Below are 16,307 nucleotides of genomic sequence, written 5' to 3' on the forward strand. Positions count from 1 at the left end.
ATAGAAATAAGGTGATATAGTATGGAAACAAAGAAGAAGGGCGAATGGTGCGAAATTACTGTACCGGCTAAATGGAATGGTATAAGTATCGAATCGTTATTAAAAGTAGAATGGGAACTACCGAAAAAGTTATTACATCAGCTTCGTATGGAAAAAGGTGTTACTGTTAACGGTGAACAGAGAAGATGGAATGAGCTTTTAAAAGAGGGCGATAAATTCCAAGTTCACATGTTTATGGAGGAAGAGTACGGTGTAGAGCCAGAATATGGTGAGTTACATGTAGTATATGAAGATGATCACGTACTTATCGTAAATAAACCAGAGAAAATGGACACGCACCCTGCCGAAAAAGGTGGAACGGGAACACTTGCAAACCTTGTTGCTTTTCATTTTCAAATGCAAGGTTTAGAGACGAAGGTTCGCCATATTCATCGTTTAGATAAAGATACGACAGGTGGTGTCGTGTTTGCTAAACATAGAATTGCTGGCGCGATTATGGATCGTTTATTAATGGAACGAAAAATAAAAAGAACGTATGCTGCGCTTGTTGAAGGGAAAGTGAAAAAGAAGAAGGGTACAATTGACGCTGCTATTGGAAGGGATCGACATCATGCTACGAGACGTCGTGTTTCCCCAAAGGGTGATGAAGCTATTACATACTATAAAGTAGAAAAGTATTTTAAAAAGCACAATACAACCTTTGTAACCTTACAATTAGAAACAGGTAGAACGCATCAAATTCGTGTGCATATGAGCCATAATGGTAATCCGCTAGTTGGGGATGTGTTATATGGTGGACAAACAACATATATGTCAGGGCAAGCGTTACATGCAATGAAAATTAATTTCTTGCATCCAATTACGAAAGAAGAGATCGAAATTGATGTACCGTTTCCTACAAAATTAAACAATATAATGAAAGAATTTCAAAGGGAAAATGTGTAAAGTGTAAGTTTTAATTTGAGAAAAGTAAATTTTTGCAGGAATTTCTCTAAAAGAAGCGAAGCCGTAAAGAGAAAAGAGAGGTGAGAATTACTTGGTCAAATATAAATATATACTAGGAATATTTTTCGCTTGTCTTTTATTTACCCTATGCATCTATCCATATTTACCAGAACGTTTGGCAGTACATTGGAACGAAAATGGTGGGCCGAACGAATTTATGAGTAAACAAGTTGTTGTTGCATTTATTCCGGTTCTTATTATTTTTTTACATGGATTTGTGTATATTATTTCACATAATATATATAAGTTTAATGGAGGAGAGCATTTCATTATAGGCGGATTTATAAAGACGATTACTTTATTTATGTTGTTTATTCATATGCTTATTCTCGTTATTAATTTTGGAAGTTTTATATCCTTTCAGACAGGATTAACGATCGGGATTAGTATGTTTCTTTTTATGCTTAGCAAAGATTTTAAAAAGATAAAGGGTAAAGAAAAAGATCCAATTAAATTACAAAAAATTCGTTTAGTGAGTAGACGAATTTTTCAAGTGATGACATGTGGTATACTGTTTTCCTTGTTTTTGAACTTGAAGTGGGGATTTTATGTATTGCTTAGCGTAATAAGTTGCGGATCTATTTTGTTTATGTCCTACATTTTATATTCATATATAATAGAAAGTTACGAAACTTAAAAAGAGTCTTCTCATTATGAGAAGACTCTTTTTATCTATTTACTTCGTAATAAATTGTTGTGTCCAGTAGTTACCGCTTTCTACATAACCAACACCGATGTGAGTGAAGCCGTTATTTAAGATGTTTGCACGGTGTCCAGCACTGTTCATCCAAGCTTGTACTACCTCTTCAGGTGTACGTTGGCCTTGAGCGATGTTTTCACCTGCAGATGTATAAGAAATACCAAATTTCTTCATCATGTCAAACGGAGACCCGTATGTAGGGCTGTTATGATCAAAGTAGTTATTTTTTTGCATATCTTCAGATTTAACACGGGCTACTTTGCTTAATTCAGTATCGATTTTTAGTGCTGGTAAGCCTTGTTTTGTACGCTCAGCGTTTGTTAATTCAACAACACGTTGTTCGAACTCGCTTAAAGATTTTGCTTCTTCAGCAGGCTTTTGCTCAGCTGGTTTTTGTTCTGTAGGTTTTTGCGTATTGTTGTTTTCAGCAGGCTTTTGAGTTTCTGGTTTTTGAACCTCTTCAGCAGGTTTTTGCTCAGCTGGTTTTTGTTCAACAGGCTTTTGAGTTTCTGGCTTAGCTGTTGGTTGCTCAGTTACAACATTTTCAGTAGGTTGTTGACCAGGAACGAAGCAATTTGGTTGGAAGTTTCCTTGTTGCCATTGTGCTAATGATTCAACTCCCATAGATTGTAAGAATGCTTGTAACTCTTGTTGGTTCATTTGCTTCATCATCACTTTTGAATGCTGAATATTTTGAACCTTTATGTTAGATGGTTGTACTGTTGCAGCTTGTGCATCTAAAGAAGATACTCCTAAAGTAAGAGCTGTTGCAGCAGCTACAGATAATAAAACACGCTTTTTCATGATGTGTGTCCCCCTATATAAAGTTTTAATTTGTTTTCACACGATTTGTTTTTGACAGCCTGTCTGACTGACAAATCCATCGTAGCATACAATTTACGAGAAAAAAGATGGAAAAAAATTCATAGACTTAAAATTTACCTAATTTATCCTAAGGAGAGAAAAGGAGAGAAATAAGAGAAACGTAGAGTGTAAAAGGAATTTTCAGCATTTTTATACTTCGTTTTAATAGGAGGTTTTTGGATAAATGTACCTATATTGAAAATGAAGAATCCTATTGTATCAATGGTTTGAACGTTTTTTTAAGGAATATACTGGATTGTTTTTTACAAAACTGTAATGTTTCTGTTGTTCTTTTTTATAATAAAGTAACATATTTTTAATGTTGTAGCAGACAAAAAAGCGGCTATCTCTTTACATAGACGAAGGAGATAGCCGTTTTCCTATTATTACGTATGTTACGAGTTATTACGAGTTAGTTTCAATTGCTTCTAATAATAAATCTACAATGTGAATTCCTCTCATTTTATGAGAAAGACCTTCACGTTCAATACCTAGTTTCATTTGTAATAGGCACCCTGGATTTGCAGTGACAATTGTTGCTGCATCTGTTTCATGTACACGGTCCATTTTATAATCTAGAAATTCCATTGATAATTCTGAGTGTACAATGTTGTATATACCAGCCGAACCACAGCAGCGATCCGCATCTTTCATTTCACGGTATGTTGCGCCTTGAATGGCTTCTAGTAGCATACGAGGTTCAGAAGATGTTTGCATAACGTTACGTAAATGGCAAGAATCTTGATACGTAATAATTTGCGGCGTGAGTCGTAAGTCAGTTCGTTTATGGAAATCTAGTTCTACTAGAATCGCGGTAATGTCTTTAATTTTAGAAACAAACTGCTTTGCACGTTCAGCCCATTCTGGATCATCTTTTAGAAGATAATCATAGTCTACGAGGTAAGCCCCGCAACCACCTGCATTCGTAATAATATAGTCGATGTTTAAGTCTTCGAATGCTTTTATATTTCGTTTCGCTAATTCTTTTGCTCCACTCTTTTCACCAGCATGTCCATGTAATGCACCGCAGCAACTTTGTGTTTGCGGGATAACGATATCACAACCGGCTAATTGAAGAAGTTTCATCGTTGCGTTATTTGTTTCTAAAAACATCGTATCCATTAAACAGCCTGTGAAGAATGCAACTTGTTTTTTCTTTGTACTTTCAGCAGATAAAAATGTAGGACGATCTTTCATTGCTTTCATTTTAGGGACTTTTGGTAAAACGAGATCCATCGTTGCAAGTGTTTCAGGGAATAACTTTATAATACCTGTTTTATGAGTTAACATTTGTAAGCCGGAACGTTGGTAAAATCCGATAAGTCCAGTTAAAGTTCTCATTCGATTTTGATGTGGGAATAATCCTTCAAAAACGATTTTACGAACGGCTTTCACTGGCATAGAGAATTTTTTATTTTGATTAATAATATCACGAGCTTCTTCTAATAAATGTCCATAATTCACACCAGATGGACAAACAGGTTCACAAGCACGACAGCCAAGGCAAACGTTTAAAGTATTTTCAACATCTTCATCTGGCTCGATTAAACCATCAACGACAGCTTTCATTAATGCGATACGTCCGCGCGGCGAATGTGATTCTTTATACCCAGATTGAATGTAAGTAGGGCAAGTAGGTAAGCAGAACCCGCAGCGCATACAGTTTAGTAGCTCATCTTCACTTAATCGTTCTTTAAATTCCTTTTGAATGTTTTCTTTATTTAATGTTGTCATCGCTCAACCACCACTCTTTTACGAGTGTCTTTCGCGAACATCTTTCCAGGATTCATAATGTTATTTGGATCGAAGGCTTGTTTAATCCCTTGCATAGCGGCAATACCTTCTTTACCTAATTTCATTTCTAAATAGGGAGCTTTCATCGCACCAACACCATGTTCACCAGTAATCGTACCACCAAGCTCAATTGCTTTCGCAAATATTTCAGCAAAAGCTTGTTCAGCACGGTGCATTTCTTCTTCATTACGGGCATCTGTCATACAAGTTGGATGTAGGTTTCCATCACCAGCGTGTCCAAACGTACAAATAGGAATATTAAATTTTTTTGCGATGGCATTAATAGCTTCAACCATCGGAGCAATTTGTGAACGAGGTACTGTTGCATCTTCTAATATTGTCGTCGGTTTTAATCTTGCAAGTGCTGATAGTGCGCTACGGCGTGCTGTACGAAGTGCATCTGCTTCCGCTTCATCTTTTGCAACGCGAACATCAACTGCATTCATAGAGTGGCAAACGTTAGCCATTTTTTCAATATCTCGATCGACCACTTCGGGTGGACCATCTTGTTCAATTAATAAAATTGCTTTTACGTCAGTTGGTAAACCGATTTGTGCAAACTCTTCTACAACTTCAATTGTCGGTTGGTCTAAAAACTCAAGTGTCGCTGGAATAATTTTATTTGCAATAATAGAAGAAACAGCACGTGCAGCTTCATTAATATCTTCGTAGAGTGCCAGCATTGTTTTCTTCGTTTCAGGCATAGGAACAAGTTTTAATATGGCTTCTGTTACTACTCCAAGTGTTCCTTCAGAACCGATAAATAGACGAGTTAAATCGTAACCAGCAACATCTTTTGCTAATTTACCACCAGTACGAATGATATCACCATTTGGTAAGACAAGTTCAAGACCCATTACATAATCACGTGTTACACCATATTTTAACCCACGTAATCCGCCTGAGTTTTCATTAATATTACCGCCGATTGTAGAAATTTTCATCGAGCTTGGATCTGGCGGATAAAATAATCCCTTTTCTTCTACTGCTTTAATAATATCAAGTGTAATGACACCAGCTTGTACGGCAATTGTTAAATTTTCTTCATCAATCTCTAAAATATTGTTCATATGGCGGAAAATAAGGACGATACCGCCTTCTAGTGGACAAGTTCCTGCGCAAAGGTTTGTTCCAGAACCACGAACATACACAGGGATTTTGTGAGAGTTACATACTTTTAACACTTCAGCTACTTCATTTGTATTACGAGGAGCAATGACTGCATCAGGCATTGCTTGGAAGTTTGGAGTGGCATCATAACTATAAGTTAAGCGCCCCATATTGGATGTATCTACATTATCTTCGCCAACAATGGATACGAATGAATGAATAATTTGCTTTTCTAACATTGGAAATCCCCCTCAAACTGTTAACGTGTTTAGTCATAATAAAAACGTTGTAACAGTGCTTTCATTATAATGATAAAAAAGTTGGAGGATTCTTTCTATGTATAATCATCTGAAGATTAATCTGTTTTATCGTTCTTTTTTGTATGATTATCTAATAAAAGGAGTGCGAAGTATAAAACATTTAAATCTTTGAATTGTTTCGGATCAAGTCCGGTATGTTCTTCAATTTTTTTTAGTCGGTAATGCAATGTATTAATGTGTATATGTAATTGCTCAGCTGTCTGTTTATAAGATTGGTTATAATCGATAAATAAACGTAAAGTGTGCATGAGCTCAGGAGATTGTAATAAGTTTTCAATGGTACGCTCTAGAAACTGTTCTCGCGTTTCGATAGAAATATCTTGTAAGCACATTTCTAAACGTAAATCTTCATTAAATACAATTTTTTTCGTTTCAAGTGACACAGAAAGCGCTCGTAGTGCTTGTTCATATGATATGTACATCTTGCTTGGCGTAACGGTTTGCCCAATCCCGATATATAAAGGGATAGAAAATAAAGTTTCACAGTCATGTTTTAACCGTTTTAAAAATAGGTAAGTTTGTTCTTTAGAGCTCATCGCTGAAAATAAAATAAATCGATCATTCCCCCAGCGAACAAATAGATGTTCTTTTGCTAATAGATTGCGAATATGTTGCCAAACTTTACGCTGGAGCATCGTATCATTTTGATCAATCGAAAACAAAATAAGTTGTTTCTTCTTATATAAATCAACGCCAAGTGTTTTTGCACGATCGAGAAAACTTGAAGACCAGTCTGTATTTTGAAGCCAATCAAAGACAAATGCTTCATAAGAACGGTGTTCAAGTTCTAATTGCTCTAAAAAGTAGTTTTCATGAATTAATAATTCGGTCATCTTCCGTAATATTTCTCCGTATTGTGAAATATTGTCGGGTTCTCCTGTAATTCCAATAACACCAATTACTTCGTCATGAAATAGTAAAGGAAGATTCATCCCGGCTTTTACACCTTGCAACCGTCGTTCATCTTCTTTTGTAATGATGACGGTTTTCTTTTGTTTCGCGCAGCGGAGTGCTCCCTCATGAAATTGACCGATTCTTTTTGCATCTGTACTGGCGATAATAACACCTTGTATATTAATGATAATAATATTTTCTGTAATTAGTCTGCGTACTTCCCGTACAATTTTATTCGCTAAATCAGGAAAAAGCATAATTTGCACACCTCAAATTCGATTTGTTGTACATTATATATGTAAGTTGAATAAGAAAGGAAGATTTCACACTTTCCACACATTTATTTGTTATTTTACAATTATAACGAAATCATTCGAAAATGGAGGGAATCTTTTGAGAAATTATGTTTTTCTTCTCTGTTTTTTATTTCTATTAGTAGGGTGTCAAGGAAGTTCATATACACCAATTACTGAAGATAAAAGTATTATTATAACAACGAATATAAAAGAAGGCAGTATTAGTTTTATTGATAAAAAAACTAATAAATTAATTACGACATGGGAATTAAATGAACCGATGGCAGGAATTGCACTACTTCCAAACGGCGAGGACATACTTGTATATGGTAAGCAGTTAGAATACATGTATGTATATTCACTAGCAGAAGGAAGGCAAGTGGAAAAATATAAAACTGGAAAAGGCATTGTAAATGTGGTTGTATCAGAAGATAAAAAACAATTGTTTGCCGCCGATCAAAATGCACAAAAGGTAAGGTTCTTTACGATAGAAGGGAAAGAGACAGGAAGTGTTTCAACAGGAAAAGGACCGATAACCCTGGTAGAGTATCATAACCAGTTATCTGTACTAAACTTTTATGATACGAAGCTAACGACAATTGATACAAAGAAAAAAGAGGTTATACAATCCTTTATGATTCCACCAGCATCAACAGGAGCAACGATTAGTCCGGATGGAAAAGAGATATGGATTGGCGGACATGGTGATGGAAATCAAGTGAATGAGAAAGTATTAGTGTATTCTTTACAGAGCGGCGAAATGGTACGTTCTTTACACGCCCCGTTTATGCCTGTGAACATAACGAAAGATAATAAGTACGTATATGCATTAAGCCATGGTTCGAATACGCTTAGAAAATTTGATATTAGTACGTATAAAGAGGTAGCTTCCGTTGAAGTAGGCTCAAATCCATTTGCATTTTTGAAAAGCAGGGCAGAAGGATATGTAGCAAGTTATGATAGTGATGAAGTGTGCGTCATGGATATGAAGAGTATGAAAATAAAACAAACAATTAAAGTCGGAAAAGGACCATTTCAACTCATAGAGAGGGAAGGGAAGGACAATGGGTAAATATAGAGTGCTAGTTGTAGATGATGAAAGTGACATGAGGCAACTTGTCGGAATGTACTTAGATAACTTCGGATACGAGTGGGGAGAAGCTGAAAATGGAAAAGAGGCTCTTAAAAAATTAGAGTCAGATCATTATGATTTCGTTGTATTAGATATTATGATGCCAGAGATGGATGGACTTTCAGTTTGCAAAGAGATTCGAAAAACGTCAGATGTGCCAATTATATTTTTAACGGCAAAAGGTGAAGAGTGGAATAGGGTGAACGGTTTACGCATGGGAGCAGATGATTATATTGTAAAGCCGTTTAGTCCAGGTGAATTAATTGCTCGTATGGAAGCTGTACTAAGACGTTATACAAAGCAAGAACAGCAAGAGGAGATTCAATTTGGTCCCATTCTTATTAATGAAAAAAGTAGGAGGATTGAGGCAGATGGCGATCCGATTTCTCTTACAGTAAAGGAGTTTGATTTACTATATTTCCTTTGCCAACATACAGGACAAGTATTTAGCCGGGAACAATTGCTTGAAAAGGTGTGGGGGTATGATTATGCGGGAAGTACAAGAACAGTAGACACACATGTGAAAACGATGCGTTTGAAACTTGGAGAAAGTGGAAACTACATTCAAACTGTTTGGGGTGTAGGCTATAAATTTGAGGTGTAACGTATGTTTACGATGGTACAAAAGCTTTGGCTTACAGTAGTATGTGCAGTATGTGTAACAGTTTCCTTTCTTTATTTTGTATCTTTATACTCGTATGAAAAGTTATACGTTGATAATTTAAAAGACTCATTAGTAATGGAAGGAAAGCGTCTTGCAACGCAATATGATAAGAATGAAGGAATGTCAACTTTTGAAGAGAAAGTAAGAGCATTTGATCAAATATCTAGTTCAGACGTTCTTTTCGTTTCCAATCCACGTGATCTAAGCGCATGTTTGCCTTTTGATGTGCATCATCATTCTCTTATAAGTGAAGGGGATAGACAAACACTACTAGATGGTAAAACGGTGACAAAGGTAGGATATGAAGAACATTTTGATCGGAATATTATGGGTGTTGTTATCCCTGTTTTAGATAATAAAAAGTTAGTTGGAATTGTATATTCTTATATTCCTTTAAAAAGTATAAAAGACTTAATATATGATATGGGTCTTATTTTAGCCCCGCTAGCAATTGCTATGATTTTAATTACGATATGGATTGGGAGAAAAATTATTATAGCGATTACGAAGCCGCTTTCGCAAATGGAGCGGGTTGCCAATCATTTCGCTACTGGAGATTTCTCGGAGCGGATTACCATTTCTTCAGAAGATGAAATTGGACGATTAGGAAAAGCATTTAATAAAATGGCGCATTCTTTAGAAACAGAAGATGTAAAGCGTAAGGAATTTTTGGCTAACGTTTCGCATGAACTTAGAACACCGCTTAGTTATATAAAAGGATATAGTGAAGCTATCTTAGATGGTGTAGCAAAGGGACCGCAGCAAGAAAAAGTGACGCAGCTTATTCATAAAGAAGCGGATCGTATGCAGCGTCTCGTTCATGATTTATTAGATTTAGCGCAACTAGAAGGTGAACATTTTCCTCTAAAGAAGCAACCTATTGTGTTCTCGCAGCTTATTGAAGATGTGTTAGATACGTATGAACTAAAGTTTATAGAAAAAAAACTTCGTATTTCAACGAATTTAAATCCTGAAATTATCGTAATGATTGATGAAGATCGTATGCAACAAGTTCTTCATAACGTGTTAGATAATGCGATACGGTATACAAATCAAAACGGGAATATCATAATAACGCTAGAGCAAATAGACGATTACTGTGAGTTGAAAATAAAGGATACAGGAATAGGTATTGATGCAGAGCATTTAGAGAATCTTGGTGAGCGTTTTTACCGAGTTGATAAAGCGAGAAGTCGCCAACATGGTGGAACAGGTTTAGGTCTTGCGATTGTAAGGCAAATTGTTCATATACATGATGGTGAGTGGAAAATAGAAAGTGAAAAAGGTAAGGGAACAACAGTATTTATTAAATTAAAAATACAAGATGAAGAAAGCATGTTCTAATGTGAAGGACATGCTTTTTCAATTGAATGTAAATGAATATAGGAATAGATATAAATTAATAGCAAATAAATATTAAAAATTTGACTATTTTATGAACAAAACATTTGTACTTCTTACCAATTCGTTCTAAAATAGGTATGGATGCTAAGTTCTTATAAATCGTTTCAATTGTTGTTTGGAAGATACTGAGGTGATTTAACTGGAGTACAAATCTATTAAACCGAAAAAAATTTACGAAGAAGTATCTGAAGCTATTTTAACAATGATTAAAAATGGTACGTTAAAACCTGGTGACAAGCTACTTCCTGTGCATCAATTAGCTGAGCAGTTTCAAGTTGGCAGATCTGCTGTTCGTGAAGCGTTAAGTGCGCTAAGAGCGATGGGCTTAATTGAAATGAAGCAAGGAGAAGGCACATATGTGAAGAACTTTGATTCTTCTTCATTAACAAAATCATTAAACAATAGATTATTAATGAAGAAAGAAGATATTTTGAATTTATTAGAAGTGCGAAAGGTGCTTGAAGTGGGGGCAGTTCGAGCAGCAGCGGCAAAACGTACGGAAGATAATTTGCAAAATATGAAACATTGGTTAGATGAAATGGCAAAGAGCATTGGAGATGAAAAGGCTGGCGAAAAAGCAGATTTTCAGTTCCATATGGGAATTGCAGAGTCTTCGCATAATAGCATTTTGCTTGAACTCATGAATCATGTTTCAGAGATGATTGCTGAAACGATTGGTGAATCAAGACGCATTATTTTATATGGTGAACAAACGACATCAGAACGACTTATAGAAGAGCATCAAGTTATATATGATGCGGTTTTAAAACAAGATGTAGAATTAGCGCAGCAAGCAATGCTAGATCATTTAACAAATGTAGAACATATTGTCACAGGTAGAAACGATATAAATTCGTAATTTAATCTTTAAAAAATCTAATTTTCTGATAAAATAGAGAAAGATTAAGTAAGCGTTTTCTTTAGAAAAGGGAGAGGATAGGTCATGGTTGAGCCTATTTCTTTTCTCTTAAGTCATCTGATGACCATATGTTTGTTGGCGAAGTTGTAAAGAGGGGGAGTAATAATTATGAAAGTTACTTTATTTGTTACTTGTTTAGTCGATATGTTTGAAACAAATGTCGGTAAAGCAACAGTTGAAGTATTGGAGCGTTTAGGTTGTGAAATTGAATTTCCGGAAGCACAAGTTTGTTGTGGTCAGCCTGCTTATAATAGCGGCCATGTAGAAGCAGCAAAAGAAGCGATGAAACATATGATTGAGACTTTCGAAGATGCAGAATATATCGTTACGCCATCTGGCTCTTGTGCGACAATGTTTCATGAGTATCCGCATGTTTTTAAAGATGACCCGAAATGGGCTAAACGTGCACAAAAGGTTGCTGATAAAACATATGAATTTACACAATTTATTGTAGATGTTTTAAAAGTGACAGATGTGGGTGCAAGTTTACCAGGAATAGCTACTATTCATAAGTCTTGTCATATGACACGCCTGCTTGGAGTAAAAGAGGCACCAGGAATTTTATTGTCTAATGTAAAAGGATTAACTGTGAGAGAACTGCCAAACGTGCAAAATTGTTGTGGGTTTGGGGGAACGTTTTCAGTTAAGATGACTCCGATTTCTGAGCAAATGGTAGATGAAAAAGTAGATAGTGTAATGGAAACAGGTGCTGATTATTTAATCGGTGCAGATTGTGGGTGTTTGTTAAACATTGGCGGACGAATTGAGCGTTTAGGAAAAGAAGTAAAAGTAATGCATATTGCTGAGGTACTGAATAGTCGCTCATGAAGGGGGAACATAAGCTATGTCTATGAAAATCAGTGAGAAAAAATTTAATGATCGCGTAGGCGATGGAATTCAAGATTCGTTTATGCGCGGAGCAGTATCTTCTGCACAAACGCGTTTATATACGAATCGATTAAAAGCAGCGGACGAATTGGGAAACTGGGAAGAGTGGCGTGAACTAGGTGAACAAATTCGTCAACATACGTTAGAAAATCTTGATTATTACTTAATGCAGTTAAGTGAAAATGTATCAAAAAGAGGCGGCCATGTGTACTTTGCGAAAACGAAAGAAGAAGCAGCAAAGTATATTCAAGACGTCGCGAAAAAGAAACAAGCGAAAAAAGTAGTGAAATCAAAGTCGATGGTAACAGAAGAAATTAGTATGAACCATGCGCTTGAAGAAATTGGTTGTGAAGTGTTAGAAAGTGACTTAGGAGAGTATATCTTGCAAGTAGATAACGATCCACCTTCACATATTATTGCGCCTGCACTTCATAAAAATAGAACGCAAATTCGCGATGTATTTAAAGAAAAACTTGGCTATGAAAATTCTGATGATCCATATGAGATGACAAAGTTTGTTCGTAAACAACTTCGTGAGAAATTTATGGATGCAGAAATTGGTGTGACGGGTTGTAACTTCGCTGTTGCAAATACGGGATCTCTTTGTTTAGTAACGAACGAAGGTAATGCGGATCTTGTTATGTCGATTCCGAAAACACAAATAGCAGTAATGGGTATGGAACGTATGGTTCCGACGATGGAAGAGTTAGATGTTTTAGTTGGTTTACTATGCCGTAGTGCGGTAGGTCAAAAGTTAACAAGTTATGTAACAGTAGCAGGACCAATTCAAGAAGAGGAAGTTGATGGACCTGAAGAGTTCCATTTAGTTGTTGTTGATAATGGTCGTTCTCAAATTCTTGGATCTGAATTCCGTTCAGTATTGCAATGTATTCGTTGCGCAGCTTGTGTAAATGTATGTCCTGTATATCGTCACGTTGGTGGACATTCATATGGATCGATTTACTCAGGACCAATCGGTGCGGTATTAACACCACTTTTAGGTGGATATGATGATTACAAAGAGCTTCCTTATGCATCTAGTTTATGCGGAGCATGTACAGAGGCTTGTCCAGTAAAAATTCCATTACATGATTTATTATTAAAGCATCGCCAAGTAATTGTTGAACAAGAAGGACGTGCGCCACTTGCAGAAAAATTAGCGATGAAAATGTTTAGTATGGGTGCTTCTTCAGCTGCATTATACAAAATGGGATCAAAAATGGCACCAGCAGCAATGAGTCCATTCACATCTGGTAACCGTGTATCAAAAGGTGTTGGACCACTTAAAAACTGGACGGATATTCGTGAATTCCCAGCGCCAAGTAAAGAAAGATTCCGTGATTGGTATAAAGATCATAAGAAAGGCGGGAATAAATAATGGCAGGACTAATTCAAAACCGTGATTCCTTTCTAGATAACATTGCAAAAGAACTTGGGCGTGCGCGTAAAAGAGAAGGTGTCGAGCGTCCAGTATGGAAAAGTAATGTGAATATAGAAACGTTAAAAGATTATTCACAAGAAGAATTACTAGAAGTATTTAAAAAGCAATGTACAAACATTCATACAACTGTAGTAGAAACGACAAATGACTGTTTGTATGAAGACCTTCAAAAAGTAATCATGGAAAACGGCGGGGGACCTATTTTATTATCAGCAGATGAACGCTTTGATGCATATGGTTTAACATCTTTATTTAAAGAAGAACTTCCAAAGCGAGATATTGAAGTAAACGTATGGGATCCAGAGAGAAAAGACGAAAATATGCGTATAGCTGAAAAAGCGAATATCGGTATTGCATTTAGTGATTATACATTAGCTGAATCTGGTACAATTGTTGTACAAAGTCATAAAGGGCAAGGACGTTCTTTACACTTTTTACCGACTGTATACTTTGCTATTATTCCACGTGAAACACTTGTGCCTCGTATTACGCAAGCAGTTCAGGATATGAACTCACGTGTAGAAAATGGCGAGACAGCGGCATCTTGTATTAATTTTATTACAGGACCTAGTAACTCTGCTGACATTGAAATGAATCTTGTTGTCGGAGTACACGGACCATTAAAAGCGGTATATTTCATCGTATAAAAGAGGGGAAAGCAGGCCAGAAAATGGCCTGCTTTTTTAGTAGAATAAAGGATAATATGAAGTAGAAGTTCTCTCCTTTTTTTGTTATGTTCTTTTGGAAAGGAGAGGAAGGGATGTTCACTTATATATATGCATTGTTAGTGGGTATGGTGTTTGGTTCTTTTTTTATGCTAATCGCAATAAGGGTTCCTTTAGGCGAGTCTATTATTACACCGCGTTCGCATTGTCATTATTGTAAGTATGTACTAAAGCCAAAAGAACTAATTCCAATCATTTCATTTTGTATACAAAGAGGGCGCTGTACGAATTGTAAGAGGGGAATTCCGATTCTGTACGTAGTATTTGAATTTGTAACCGGTACAATATTTTTTCTTACTGTATATATGATTGGAGTAGAACGAGAGCTTCTCATCATTTTATCGCTTTTTTCGTTACTTCTTATTATTTCCGTTACAGATTATATATATATGTTAATTCCTGATCGTATTTTAATTTCGTTTGCTTTTCTGCTTATTTTAGAATGCATTTTTGTACCGTTAGTTACGTGGATAGATAGTATAGTTGGTAGTGGGGTTATACTCTTTTTGTTATATTGTATGCAAAAGATATATCCAGAAGGGCTTGGTGGAGGGGATATAAAATTACTCTCGCTACTTGGATTTATAGTGGGATTGAAAGGGGTTTTTATTATTTTATTTTTAGCGTCTTATTTTAGTCTTTGTTTTTTCGGGATGGGTATTTTATTAAAGCGTATAGAAGCAAGTAAACCAATTCCATTTGGCCCTTTTATTAGTCTTGGAGCAATATGTTATGTATTAATTGTGTATTCAAAATAGAGGGGGATAGAGAATGAATATATATATGGATGATCAAAGAAGTTGTCCGTTCGGATATGTGCCCGCAACTACAGTAGAAACTGCCTTGCAATTTGTTAGGGAGAATGAGGTAAATATTATTTCTCTCGACTTTAATATGGGATGGCGGCAGAGTAATGGATTTGATTTCGTAAATATTTTTTGTAAAGAGGGATTATATGTTAAGGAAATCCACTTTCACACAAATGATGTCATTGGTATGGATAAGATGAAACAAAGAATAGAGGGTGGAAAAGAACAAGGAGAGATTGAAGCAAGTATTATTGTGAAATATGTGGGGAGCTAAAAACTCCAAAGTTTAACTTTGGAGTTTTTAATGTTTCATATGTGCTTGTAAAGGAATAATCTCTTCTTGTTGAGCTGCTGCGATTACAGTCTCTTCCTGTTTAACATCAGGTGTTTTCTTTGTTAAGTAGTGATATACCATACCGACAAATACGGACCCGCCAATAATGTTACCGATTGTAACTGGAATTAAGTTATGAATAGCGCCTGCAAAAGAAATTGTCTCAGGATGTGGTGATACTAAAGATAAAGCAAACAGTGATAAGTTTGCAATGCTATGCTCATAACCAGATAAAAAGAAAGTGAAAACGAGCATCATCATCATTAATATTTTGGCTGTGTCACCTTTCACTTGAGAAGGTAAGAAGCAGGCAAGACAGACAAGCCAGTTACATAAAATTGCTTTAAAGAATAATTGCATTGTAGGTGTATTCATCTTTCCTTCAACTACTTTATTCATTAAATGACCGTGATCAATCGCTTCGAAAATGCCAGTTGCGTAAAATAGTAAGGCAAAGAATAAAGCGCCCGCTAAGTTACCTGCATAACATGCAATCCAGTTGCGAAGTGTATCAGAAATCGTTGTTTCTTTTCTTAAAGTTGCTACTGTGAAGTACATTGTATTTCCAGTAAATAATTCAGCACCACCATATATAATAAGTACGAGGGCAATCCCGAAAAACATGGAAGCAGCTAAATAAGTTGCTGGTGAATCTGCAATGTGAAAAAAGTTACCTAATTTAAAACATAGTACAATAATAAAACCGATATAAATGCCCGCAAGTGCAGCACGAATGAAATATTGCATCGGATTTATATCTAGCATTTTCTTTTTGCTCTTAGCCAGTTTGACAACATAATCTAATCCTTGTTCTAGCATGAGTCATACGCTCCTTTAGTAAATCTTCTATAAATACTCCTTATATGAATAAAGTACATGGATTCGTTCACAGTTTCAATAAGTTTGTGCAATGTTTCACAAAAAGGACATACATAAAATAAGAAAGCGATTACAAAAGGTAGTATAATGGAATTTTTTCTAAAAATAGAGAGGGAATTGAAATAAAAA

16 protein-coding genes are annotated in these 16,307 nt (G+C 35.8%); 11 read left to right on the forward strand and 5 right to left on the reverse strand.

What is annotated here, in order from left to right; all coding sequences use genetic code 11:
* Positions 1-21 precede the first annotated feature (21 nt).
* A complete protein-coding gene (locus JDS81_RS21835) occupies positions 22-945 on the forward strand; it encodes an RluA family pseudouridine synthase (RefSeq protein WP_000448340.1) in 924 nt (307 codons plus the stop codon).
* A gap of 91 nt (positions 946-1,036) precedes the next feature.
* Positions 1,037-1,642 (forward strand): DUF1648 domain-containing protein, encoded by a 606-nt coding sequence (locus JDS81_RS21840; protein WP_097954224.1) that lies wholly within the window; start codon positions 1,037-1,039, stop codon positions 1,640-1,642.
* Positions 1,643-1,681: 39 nt separating this feature from the next.
* Here JDS81_RS21840 and JDS81_RS21845 read toward each other — a convergent pair whose 3' ends face one another.
* The 4 genes from JDS81_RS21845 to JDS81_RS21860 all read right to left on the reverse strand — a co-directional run bounded on the left by JDS81_RS21845 (position 1,682) and on the right by JDS81_RS21860 (position 6,944).
* Positions 1,682-2,509, reverse strand: coding sequence for a CAP domain-containing protein (locus JDS81_RS21845; RefSeq protein ID WP_097954223.1), 828 nt, complete (start codon positions 2,507-2,509; stop codon positions 1,682-1,684).
* Positions 2,510-2,974: 465 nt separating this feature from the next.
* A complete protein-coding gene (locus JDS81_RS21850; RefSeq protein ID WP_097954222.1) occupies positions 2,975-4,303 on the reverse strand; it encodes a (Fe-S)-binding protein in 1,329 nt (442 codons plus the stop codon).
* Complete coding sequence (gene glcD / locus JDS81_RS21855; RefSeq protein WP_097954221.1) at positions 4,300-5,712, reverse strand: glycolate oxidase subunit GlcD; 1,413 nt, start codon at positions 5,710-5,712, stop codon at positions 4,300-4,302. Before glcD ends, JDS81_RS21850 begins: the two co-directional genes overlap by 4 nt.
* 116 nt (positions 5,713-5,828) lie before the next feature.
* The gene (locus tag JDS81_RS21860; protein WP_097954220.1) at positions 5,829-6,944 is read right to left on the reverse strand and encodes a CdaR family transcriptional regulator; all 1,116 of its coding nucleotides are present in this window, start codon (positions 6,942-6,944) and stop codon (positions 5,829-5,831) included.
* A gap of 136 nt (positions 6,945-7,080) precedes the next feature.
* Between JDS81_RS21860 and JDS81_RS21865 the strand changes: the two genes are divergently transcribed.
* From JDS81_RS21865 to JDS81_RS21905, 9 genes are all read left to right on the forward strand, one after another.
* Positions 7,081-8,055: a YncE family protein gene (locus JDS81_RS21865; RefSeq protein WP_097954219.1), complete on the forward strand. Its 975-nt coding sequence runs from the start codon at positions 7,081-7,083 to the stop codon at positions 8,053-8,055.
* Positions 8,048-8,719, forward strand: a complete 672-nt coding sequence (locus tag JDS81_RS21870) for a response regulator transcription factor (protein WP_000521658.1) — start codon at positions 8,048-8,050, stop codon at positions 8,717-8,719. The genes JDS81_RS21865 and JDS81_RS21870 overlap by 8 nt, the downstream gene beginning before the upstream one ends.
* A gap of 3 nt (positions 8,720-8,722) precedes the next feature.
* Positions 8,723-10,123 (forward strand): sensor histidine kinase, encoded by a 1,401-nt coding sequence (locus JDS81_RS21875; RefSeq protein ID WP_097954218.1) that lies wholly within the window; start codon positions 8,723-8,725, stop codon positions 10,121-10,123.
* Positions 10,124-10,352: 229 nt separating this feature from the next.
* Positions 10,353-11,042, forward strand: coding sequence for a FadR/GntR family transcriptional regulator (locus JDS81_RS21880; RefSeq protein WP_254903113.1), 690 nt, complete (start codon positions 10,353-10,355; stop codon positions 11,040-11,042).
* A 168-nt stretch (positions 11,043-11,210) separates the two neighbouring features.
* Positions 11,211-11,930 (forward strand): (Fe-S)-binding protein, encoded by a 720-nt coding sequence (locus JDS81_RS21885; RefSeq protein ID WP_000869145.1) that lies wholly within the window; start codon positions 11,211-11,213, stop codon positions 11,928-11,930.
* Positions 11,931-11,946: 16 nt separating this feature from the next.
* A complete protein-coding gene (locus JDS81_RS21890; protein WP_000061931.1) occupies positions 11,947-13,368 on the forward strand; it encodes a LutB/LldF family L-lactate oxidation iron-sulfur protein in 1,422 nt (473 codons plus the stop codon).
* Positions 13,368-14,078, forward strand: a complete 711-nt coding sequence (locus tag JDS81_RS21895; RefSeq protein WP_097954217.1) for a LutC/YkgG family protein — start codon at positions 13,368-13,370, stop codon at positions 14,076-14,078. Before JDS81_RS21890 ends, JDS81_RS21895 begins: the two co-directional genes overlap by 1 nt.
* An 86-nt stretch (positions 14,079-14,164) precedes the next feature.
* Positions 14,165-14,914: a prepilin peptidase gene (locus tag JDS81_RS21900; RefSeq protein WP_015000258.1), complete on the forward strand. Its 750-nt coding sequence runs from the start codon at positions 14,165-14,167 to the stop codon at positions 14,912-14,914.
* A 13-nt stretch (positions 14,915-14,927) separates the two neighbouring features.
* Positions 14,928-15,239: a cyclic-phosphate processing receiver domain-containing protein gene (locus JDS81_RS21905; protein WP_001028944.1), complete on the forward strand. Its 312-nt coding sequence runs from the start codon at positions 14,928-14,930 to the stop codon at positions 15,237-15,239.
* Between the two features lie 27 nt (positions 15,240-15,266).
* Here JDS81_RS21905 and JDS81_RS21910 read toward each other — a convergent pair whose 3' ends face one another.
* On the reverse strand, positions 15,267-16,118 hold the full coding sequence (locus JDS81_RS21910; RefSeq protein ID WP_000893032.1) for a formate/nitrite transporter family protein: 852 nt from the start codon (positions 16,116-16,118) through the stop codon (positions 15,267-15,269).
* Positions 16,119-16,307: the final 189 nt, after the last annotated feature.

The organism is Bacillus cereus group sp. N31 (genome assembly GCF_016483245.1).
GTDB lineage: Bacteria > Bacillota > Bacilli > Bacillales > Bacillaceae_G > Bacillus_A > Bacillus_A toyonensis.

Coding starts and splice junctions, on each gene's coding strand:
- JDS81_RS21835 (WP_000448340.1), top strand. CDS start 22: ATGGAAACAAAGAAGAAGGGCGAATGGTGCGAAATTACTGTACCGGCT.
- JDS81_RS21845 (WP_097954223.1), bottom strand. CDS start 2,509: ATGAAAAAGCGTGTTTTATTATCTGTAGCTGCTGCAACAGCTCTTACT.
- JDS81_RS21850 (WP_097954222.1), bottom strand. CDS start 4,303: ATGACAACATTAAATAAAGAAAACATTCAAAAGGAATTTAAAGAACGA.
- glcD (WP_097954221.1), bottom strand. CDS start 5,712: ATGTTAGAAAAGCAAATTATTCATTCATTCGTATCCATTGTTGGCGAA.
- JDS81_RS21860 (WP_097954220.1), bottom strand. CDS start 6,944: ATGCTTTTTCCTGATTTAGCGAATAAAATTGTACGGGAAGTACGCAGA.
- JDS81_RS21870 (WP_000521658.1), top strand. CDS start 8,048: ATGGGTAAATATAGAGTGCTAGTTGTAGATGATGAAAGTGACATGAGG.
- JDS81_RS21875 (WP_097954218.1), top strand. CDS start 8,723: ATGTTTACGATGGTACAAAAGCTTTGGCTTACAGTAGTATGTGCAGTA.
- JDS81_RS21885 (WP_000869145.1), top strand. CDS start 11,211: ATGAAAGTTACTTTATTTGTTACTTGTTTAGTCGATATGTTTGAAACA.
- JDS81_RS21890 (WP_000061931.1), top strand. CDS start 11,947: ATGTCTATGAAAATCAGTGAGAAAAAATTTAATGATCGCGTAGGCGAT.
- JDS81_RS21895 (WP_097954217.1), top strand. CDS start 13,368: ATGGCAGGACTAATTCAAAACCGTGATTCCTTTCTAGATAACATTGCA.
- JDS81_RS21900 (WP_015000258.1), top strand. CDS start 14,165: ATGTTCTTTTGGAAAGGAGAGGAAGGGATGTTCACTTATATATATGCA.
- JDS81_RS21905 (WP_001028944.1), top strand. CDS start 14,928: ATGAATATATATATGGATGATCAAAGAAGTTGTCCGTTCGGATATGTG.
- JDS81_RS21910 (WP_000893032.1), bottom strand. CDS start 16,118: ATGCTAGAACAAGGATTAGATTATGTTGTCAAACTGGCTAAGAGCAAA.